Below are 7,597 nucleotides of genomic sequence, written 5' to 3'. Positions count from 1 at the left end.
AGTTTTTGAATATTGACCCAGAGGATGAAAATCAAGGTGATAAAGTAGAAGATACCAGCGTTTCAATAAAAATGACCACAATCAACGGATCAAAAGGAATGTCGGCAAATTATGTTTTTTTGATAGGTATGAATAACGGAGAATTTCCGAAAAGTGCCCCCAATCCAACAGACAACGAAATTTGCCAACTGATTGTCGGTCTTACGCGAACTAGGAAAAAATGCTACCTGATTTCAAATGCCCGTTTTGGTTTAGCTTTCGGAAAATCAAAATCGGTTTTTATTGATTGGATAAATCCTGAAAAAATTGATAGGGGCAAAAAGGAGGGGGGTTGGGGGGAAGGAATTTTTGCCCGCCTGCTTCCGTTCCCGTTCCGTTTGAGCAAGAGAAAAGCGGAAGGGGGGTTTGGGGGGAATTCCGCTTTTCTCTTGCCAAATCAAAATGAGGCCAGTCCCGCCACCTGCCTGAATACTTGGAAGGCAGAACACCACAGAAAAATACTCTTTTCATTAGGAGAAAAAGAAATCGGGCGCGCGCAAAATGAAAAGAGCAAAGAGTATTTTTCTGTGGTGTGGCGAGCTTGTCGAGCAGTGGCGGGGCTGGCTTCCTTAAGTGGGGTTTTGCTCAAAAAATGTTCGAACTACGTTCAAAAAACACCGCAATGAAGGGCTTAAAGCAGACGCTTCTTTTTTTTCTTCCTCTGGTGTCGGCTTTGTTTTTGGCCGGCAAATCCGGCGCGCCTTTGGCCGGCACGGCCGAGCTTGTGACGGTGACGGCCCCCGGAGCGGCGTTGCAAGCCATGCAGGCGATGGAGGCGACGTATGTGTCAACGCCGGTCAATTCTCAAAGGGCATTGGCGATCATGCAGGCCATGGAAAACGGTATTACGACGGGGGTCGACGTGGTGGGAGGAGTGGGCCTGAAAAAGGAGCTGACGGTCGACGGGATTTTTTCCACTTATGGGGGTGTCAACAACGAGTTCATCCTGTTCGCCGATGCCCCCGCTGTGATTATCGCCTATACCGGGCAGAACACATTCCGCATCAAGAAAGTGTCCCCTTTTAGCGGAGAAGTTCTTTGCATCCGGGCAGGGGGGTTTAATGTTTTTGCCCACTGCAGAGAGATATCCTTTGAGGATTACCGGTTGGTGAATACGGGGAAATAAAAAACCTTATTTGATTAGATTCATCGTCATTCTGTTGGTCATGTCCGTTGGCGCCTCTGCCGTGGCCGCCGGGCCGGGGCGGTATTTTTATGAAGGGGACGGGAAGATCGATCTGGCCGGAAGGCGGGGGACACTTTCCGTTACCTACCGGTTAAACAACGGGGATTATTCTCCTTCGGCACTCAAAAAAATCGATGCCTTCTTCGGTATGCCGAGCGCAATCTTGGGGGAGGGGATTTGCCTCCGCCTCATTTCGATGATCGATTATCTGCAGGACAGGTTTACTCCGGACAAAACGCTCACGCTTCGTTCCGGTTACCGGAGCCCCGCCACCAATACGAGTCTGCGGAAAAAAGGAAAGCTGGCCGCGAAAACGAGCTATCACATGGAAGGAATGGCGGCCGATCTGATTTTTCCTGGCACCGGCCCTGCCGGGGGCGCCGGTCCGCAGGAAATTTGGGAACATGTGAAAGGTCTCGATTGTTGCGGCATCGGCATTTATGGAGGGAAGGAGGTCCATGTCGATTCGGGCAAACCCCGTTTCTGGACCGCCGAGACGGCCCTGCCGAAAGAAGATGTCCCCCCGCTCAATCGAAACATCTATCTTTCACCCGACAAGGACATCTATTACGCCGGTGAGACAATGCGTCTCTTTTTTTCGGGGGTGAGCGATTATCCGTTCGGGGTGAAAATCCCGTTCAAATTAAAGAAGGGTGGCAGAATCATTGACTCCTTTATGCCCGAATTCAAAAAAGAGATTTCAGGAAAAGAATGCGTTTCGTTGGAAGAAAGAAGACAGGCACGGTTGATTACCTGGAAGATCCCGGAAGATTTAAAAGCACCCGGAGGCAAGTTGAATGTTGAAGTGGAGTTTTGCGATCCGGTGACCGAAATGACACCCCCCAGCGTGGCGTCCAAGCCGTTTGTGATAAAAGATGCAAATTCTACGCTTCTTAGTCTTTGATTTTCCGTTGAAAAATCATATTTATTGCTGATATATTTATATATCACTAAAGTATTGATATATTTATATATCAATATTTACTTGATATATTTATATATTAAAGTAGAATAGCCACGTATATGACCGATTCAAAAAAGTGCCTGAAATGCCTGCTCCCCTTAGAGACCGGCTCTACACCGTGGTATGGGCTTCATGAGCCTTGTTTTGTCTCGTGGTTTGGCCTTGAAAAACCGGAAGAATTTACCGGCATTGAACGCCGGTCGGAAAGTGGCGCTCCGAAGGCCAGTGACAAGACAAAAGGGTGGAACACCAGCTTTTTTCACGGAAAGTTTCGCAAATACTCCGCCATCCTCGCTGGTGACTCGTACATCTTCAAGATGAAACAGGAGGAAGCTCCCGAACTGCCGGACGTCGAGTTTGTGTGTAACCAAATTGCCCGGTCGACAGGGCTTCCGGTTCCCGATTTCTATCATATCGAATTCCATGGGGAGCGGGCCTTCGTCACAAAGAATTTTGTCAAAAGGTCCACCACGGCGACGCTCAACCATATCTATCACTATCTATCGGAGACCGATCGTTACGATTGTGCAACCATTGCCAATGTAATTGCCCAAACGAGTCGGCCCTATGATGTGGATATTTTTGTCAGGGCATGTCTTTTTGATTCCCTTATTGGGAATCACGACCGCCATGGCCGGAATCTGGCATTTATCGCCACCCCCAAGGGAAATTCACTGGCGCCGATTTATGACAATCCTTCGGCCCTTGGGATCGAAACGGGAACAATTTTGCAGGCGGAATTCGCGCCAAAAGGGAAAATATGGACAAAAAATTCAAAGGAACCGACGGCAAAAGACTACGTAGGGGAATTTCGGCGTTTGAATCATGAAGATTCAGTGCGGGATTTTTTCGCCAGGGTGGACATCGATAAAATACTTGGTTTGGTCTGGAACAGCGCTTGCTCGGATTTAATGAAGAGCGCCTTCAGTCGGCTTCTGGCCCGAAGATACGAGGAGATGAAAAATGCAATTGAACAAGGATCCAAATCAGCTTGAGGTGTTTTCGGAAACAAAACGCAGAAAAACGCTTGTGGGGACTCTTCTGTTCGATCCCAAAGACAAGACGTGGAAATTCACCTACGACAAGAAGTACTGGCGGTCGAAAAACGCCATCGCCGTGGGGCCGGAGTTGGGCCTGAAAAAACAGACTCATCGGGGCGACAAGGGGCTTTTTGCCTCATTTGCGGACCGGATTCCCCCAAGGGCAAATCCGGCCTATGAGGAGTATTGCGAGTCACAGGGCATTTCCCCCAAAGAGAAGAACCCGATTATTCTTCTGACGTCAATCGGCAGGAGAGGGCCTTCCACTTTTGTTTTCGAGCCTGTCTGGCAAGAGGGTCAGGATATTGTCGAAAGACTAAAAAACTTTGCCGGTGAGCTAAATCTGTCGGCCTGGGATATTGCGACGGCGTTTGATCTGTTCCAGTTGAGCGTACAACGGATATTGAATGGAAAAAGCAAAGACAAAAATATTCTGAATCTTATCGAGATTTTCCTGACCTTTCCCGAAGTTGCCCTGTGGAAGCTTGAAAAAACGAACAAGAAGCTTCCCGGCGGGACGGCGGCCAAGCTAAGCGAGTATTTCTCTGAAAAACGGTAACTGCGGCAACTGCGAGAAATCAGAAAGCAGTAAGCGGAGAGCGGAGATCAGATTAATCATCTGCTTTCCGCTTTCGGCTCTCTGATCTCTGCTTTCTCGCCTTTGCCGTCTTCAAAACACAAACAGCCCCATCCCCCCATCCACGCCGATCACCTGTCCGGTGATGTAGCGCGCCTGTTGCGAACATAAAAACGCGATTGTGTCGGCGATTTCCTCCGGCCGGCCAAAGCGGCGCAAGGGGGTCGCCTTTTTCATCCGGTCGCGCATGTCCTCCCGGATAAAGCCGACGATGCCCGTTTCAATCACCCCCGGCGCGATGATGTTCACCGTGATGCCCGCATGGGCCCCTTCGAGGGCAAGCGACTTGCCAAGGCCAATCACCGAGGCCTTGGTTGTCGAATAACTCGTCTGCCCCAAACCGCCGCTGGTGCCGGCAATAGAGGACATCATAATAATCCGCCCCCATTTTTGCTGGATCATCTGCGGCCAGACGGCGCGGGTGATGTTGGCGGTGCCGATAGTGTTGACTTCGATATCGCGATTCCAGCGGTCCACCGGAATATCACCGAACATCCCGACGGTGGTAAGGATGGAGGCGTTATTAATGAGGATGCCCACCGGTCCCAGTTCCTGATTGATTTTCTTCACCGTTTCGGTGACTTGATCCGTTTTTGAAATATCACACGTATAACCCTTGGCGATACCCCCCTTGTCCGCAATTATTTTGATGGTTTCGTCACAAGGGGCGATATCGAGAACGGCTGTTTTACATCCGCAGGCGGACAGGGCGATGACATCGGCCCGCCCAAGGCCATTGCCGGCGGCTCCGGTGACAACGGCCACTTTGTCTTTGATTCCATAGTCGGGCATAAAGGTATCCTCCTTAGCCGGTCAGACCTTCTTTGCCAGTTCGTCCACCAGCGCCGCATAGGCCTGCATCGCCTGATCCTTGGTCAACCCTTTCCGCTTCTCCCACGCCTCGTATTTCGCCTTGGCCACGATGTCGAACATCCCCGGTTTTTTTCCGGAGACGTCGCCGACGGTGGATTGCTTGTAGAGGCTGTAGAGATCGAGCATGACGTCGTTGGGTTGCGCCGGCAGGGTTTTAAGCTTTTCCAATGCCTGTTTGAATTGATCTTCGATAGCCATGTTATTCTCCTTTATGTCGCCTCTATCAGGAACTGCCGAACATATTCCAGAGTTTTTTAAACCCTCTTTTTTCCCCTCCACGTTCTGGCAGTCTGTATGTTTTTTAATCGGGAGAAAAAAATGAATTTCAAAAAAATTTTTAGAACCCTTTTGTCTTCTCTGCCGTTGGGGGCGGTCCTTTTGTCCGCGTCTGTCACAGCCCTGGCCTCAGACCTTCATTCCGAAATCACCCAGGGGGTCATGCGCGCCTTGGGGCAGGAGGGAAAACCGGTGGCCGACCTCCCACTCAAACATACAAAGGTCTCCGCAAAAATCGCCGGATTTATTTCTGAAGTGACGGTCACCCAAACCTTCCAAAATCCATCCAAAGATCCGATCGAGGCAATCTATGTCTTTCCCCTTCCCCAAAATGCCGCCGTGGGCGAGATGTTCATGAAAATCGGCGACCGGACTATTCACGGCCAGATCAAACTCCGCGAGGAGGCGCGCAAAATATATGAAGAGGCGAAAAATCAGGGAAAGATCGCATCGCTGTTGGATCAGGAGCGGCCGAATATTTTCACCCAGTCGGTGGCCAACATCATGCCGGGGCACGAAATCGAGGTGACGCTGAAGTATGTCGAAGTTTTGGTTTACGAGAAGGGGAGTTATGAATTTATGTTTCCCATGGTCGTGGGGCCGCGATTTATTCCGGGCGAGCCGGTTTCCAAATCCAGCCGGGGATGGGCGGATGATACCGATCTGGTGCCCGATGCCTCGCGTATCACTCCGCCATATCTGAAACCGAAAACCCGCTCCGGTCATGATATTGAAGTCTCGGTTGCGATCGACGCCGGTGTTCCCCTCCAGGATGTTTCTTCGGAGACGCATCAAATCAAGGTCGACAGCAAGCAGGGTTCCAAAGCAGTCGTGACACTCCGGCCGTTCGATTCCATCCCGAACAAGGATTTTGTCCTCCGCTATGGTGTCGCTGGCGACTCCGTTGAAACAGGGTTTTTAACCCATCGCGAAAAGGGGAAGGATGGATTTTTCACATTGATTGTCCCGCCGGTCAAAGAAATTCCCGACACACAAGTAACCCCCAAAGAGATGGTTTTTGTCGTCGATACCTCCGGCTCGATGAGCGGCGAGCCGATTGCCAAGGCAAAAGAGGCGATGCGCTATGCCTTGAGGCATATGAATCAAAACGACACGTTCAAGATCATTCTCTTCAATTCGGACGTGAAGGAACTTTCCACCAAGCCGTTGTTGAATAGTTCGGACAATGTGCAGAAGGGGTTGGCCTTTATCGACCAGATTCAGGCGGGGGGCGGCACCTTAATGATGGAAGGGGTGAACGCCGCGCTTGGGTTTGGGCGCGATCCATCGCGTCTGCGGATTGTCCTTTTTATGACCGACGGCTACATCGGCAATGAGTCGCAAATTTTTGCCGCGATTCAAGACCAGAGAAACGACGCCCGCGTCTTCTCGTTTGGGGTGGGGTCCTCGGTCAACCGGTATCTTTTGGAGGAGATGGCCCGCGTCGGCCGGGGGGCGGTCACGTATGTAACATTGAATGAAGAGACCAAAGGGGCGGTGGCGAAGTTCTATGAAAGAATCTCCAAGCCGTTTCTGACCGGTTTGTCGATTGAAACTGTAGGGGCGAACGGCCGTTCGCCCTTACTAAAAGACATCTATCCCGAAAAAATTCCCGATCTCTTCTCGGCCCAGCCGGTGGTGGTTCATGGACGTTTTTCCGGCGACGGCGCAGGCACGATTACACTGAAAGGGAAACTTGGCGGCAAACCGTGGCAAAAAGAAGTGCCGGTGGCACTTCCCGATGAGCAGAATGAAAATTCGAGTATCGCGTCGGTCTGGGCGCGGACGCGGATTGCCGATCTATCGCGGGAGAATTACGGCGGCGAAAAATCGAATGTCGTCCAAAAAATCACCAACCTCGCGCTGGAATATCATCTGATGAGCCAATATACGTCATTTGTGGCGGTGGAAGAAAAGATCGTCAACGAAAATGGAAAGGTCACAACGGTGCAGGTGCCGATCGAGATGCCGCAGGGGGTTTCTTACCAGGGGGTGTTTGGTGAAAAGGACGATGGGGACACCGGTGGGTATGGCGTCCTTAACAACGTCGCTCCGGCTCCCATGGAGGCCAAGTCCAAAAAGTATGTTCGCCAAGAAGCCGGAGTCGACAAGGAGCGGGCAACAAGCAGTCAGACTTCGGTGCCCCCCAACGGCGACAAGGAGCGGGCAACAAGCAGTCAGACTTCGGTGCCCCCCAACGGCGTCAAGACCGACTCCTTCTCTTATCAGGCAGGTTCTCCTGTGACCCTCCAAATCACCTTCACCAACACCGCGGGCAAGGAGCTCGAAGTCGAGTTGTCCCCCCGCGGTGTTGAGCTGGAGGTGATCGGTCCGGTAGGCCTGCGTCTGCAGGCGAATGGTCAGAAAGGGACTCTTGCGAAGATTGGTGCGGGCGAGACAAAAACCTTTGAGATCGATCTGGCGAAATTCTTCAATCTCAAGACACCCGGCATCTATGTCGTGAAGGTGAAAAAAGTGGGAAGTATTGTGGTGACTGTGAAGGCGGTGACATTTCGGGTCGAGTAAAACGGAATATTAGGAGGTTAAATGTGACCGCCAAGCCACACCGCCATGATCGGATC

Annotated in this window: 8 protein-coding genes; 6 read left to right on the top strand and 2 right to left on the bottom strand. The window is 51.2% G+C overall.

What is annotated here, in order from left to right; genetic code table 11:
• From HYU99_08705 to HYU99_08685, 5 genes are all read left to right on the top strand, one after another.
• A partial coding sequence (locus HYU99_08705; protein ID MBI2340426.1) for a hypothetical protein occupies nucleotides 1-665 on the top strand: 665 nt, incomplete at its 5' end.
• Nucleotides 632-1,165: a hypothetical protein gene (locus tag HYU99_08700; protein MBI2340425.1), complete on the top strand. Its 534-nt coding sequence runs from the start codon at nucleotides 632-634 to the stop codon at nucleotides 1,163-1,165. The genes HYU99_08705 and HYU99_08700, both read left to right, overlap by 34 nt.
• Before the next feature lie 10 nt (nucleotides 1,166-1,175).
• Nucleotides 1,176-2,129: a DUF882 domain-containing protein gene (locus HYU99_08695; GenBank protein MBI2340424.1), complete on the top strand. Its 954-nt coding sequence runs from the start codon at nucleotides 1,176-1,178 to the stop codon at nucleotides 2,127-2,129.
• Between the two features lie 119 nt (nucleotides 2,130-2,248).
• Nucleotides 2,249-3,184 carry a HipA domain-containing protein gene (locus HYU99_08690; GenBank protein ID MBI2340423.1) on the top strand — a complete coding sequence of 312 codons (936 nt, stop codon included), beginning with the start codon at nucleotides 2,249-2,251 and terminating at the stop codon, nucleotides 3,182-3,184.
• On the top strand, nucleotides 3,153-3,788 hold the full coding sequence (locus HYU99_08685) for a HipA N-terminal domain-containing protein (protein ID MBI2340422.1): 636 nt from the start codon (nucleotides 3,153-3,155) through the stop codon (nucleotides 3,786-3,788). Before HYU99_08690 ends, HYU99_08685 begins: the two co-directional genes overlap by 32 nt.
• 111 nt (nucleotides 3,789-3,899) lie before the next feature.
• On the opposite strand, the gene HYU99_08680 is transcribed toward HYU99_08685, so the two are convergent.
• Entirely contained in the window at nucleotides 3,900-4,658 is a 759-nt protein-coding gene (locus HYU99_08680; GenBank protein MBI2340421.1) for an SDR family oxidoreductase, read from the bottom strand.
• Nucleotides 4,659-4,679: 21 nt separating this feature from the next.
• A complete protein-coding gene (locus HYU99_08675) occupies nucleotides 4,680-4,937 on the bottom strand; it encodes an acyl-CoA-binding protein (GenBank protein ID MBI2340420.1) in 258 nt (85 codons plus the stop codon).
• Nucleotides 4,938-5,057: 120 nt separating this feature from the next.
• Between HYU99_08675 and HYU99_08670 the strand changes: the two genes are divergently transcribed.
• On the top strand, nucleotides 5,058-7,541 hold the full coding sequence (locus HYU99_08670; GenBank protein ID MBI2340419.1) for a marine proteobacterial sortase target protein: 2,484 nt from the start codon (nucleotides 5,058-5,060) through the stop codon (nucleotides 7,539-7,541).
• Nucleotides 7,542-7,597: the final 56 nt, after the last annotated feature.

This window comes from Deltaproteobacteria bacterium (assembly GCA_016183175.1).
Taxonomy (GTDB): domain Bacteria; phylum UBA10199; class UBA10199; order UBA10199; family SBBF01; genus JACPFC01.
This window is presented reverse-complemented; position numbering and strand designations above follow the sequence as displayed.

Excerpts from the sequence above, each read along its gene's own strand:
- HYU99_08700 (MBI2340425.1), top strand. The coding sequence starts at position 632 with ATGTTCGAACTACGTTCAAAAAACACCGCAATGAAGGGCTTAAAGCAG.
- HYU99_08690 (MBI2340423.1), top strand. The coding sequence starts at position 2,249 with ATGACCGATTCAAAAAAGTGCCTGAAATGCCTGCTCCCCTTAGAGACC.
- HYU99_08685 (MBI2340422.1), top strand. The coding sequence starts at position 3,153 with ATGCAATTGAACAAGGATCCAAATCAGCTTGAGGTGTTTTCGGAAACA.
- HYU99_08680 (MBI2340421.1), bottom strand. The coding sequence starts at position 4,658 with ATGCCCGACTATGGAATCAAAGACAAAGTGGCCGTTGTCACCGGAGCC.
- HYU99_08675 (MBI2340420.1), bottom strand. The coding sequence starts at position 4,937 with ATGGCTATCGAAGATCAATTCAAACAGGCATTGGAAAAGCTTAAAACC.
- HYU99_08670 (MBI2340419.1), top strand. The coding sequence starts at position 5,058 with ATGAATTTCAAAAAAATTTTTAGAACCCTTTTGTCTTCTCTGCCGTTG.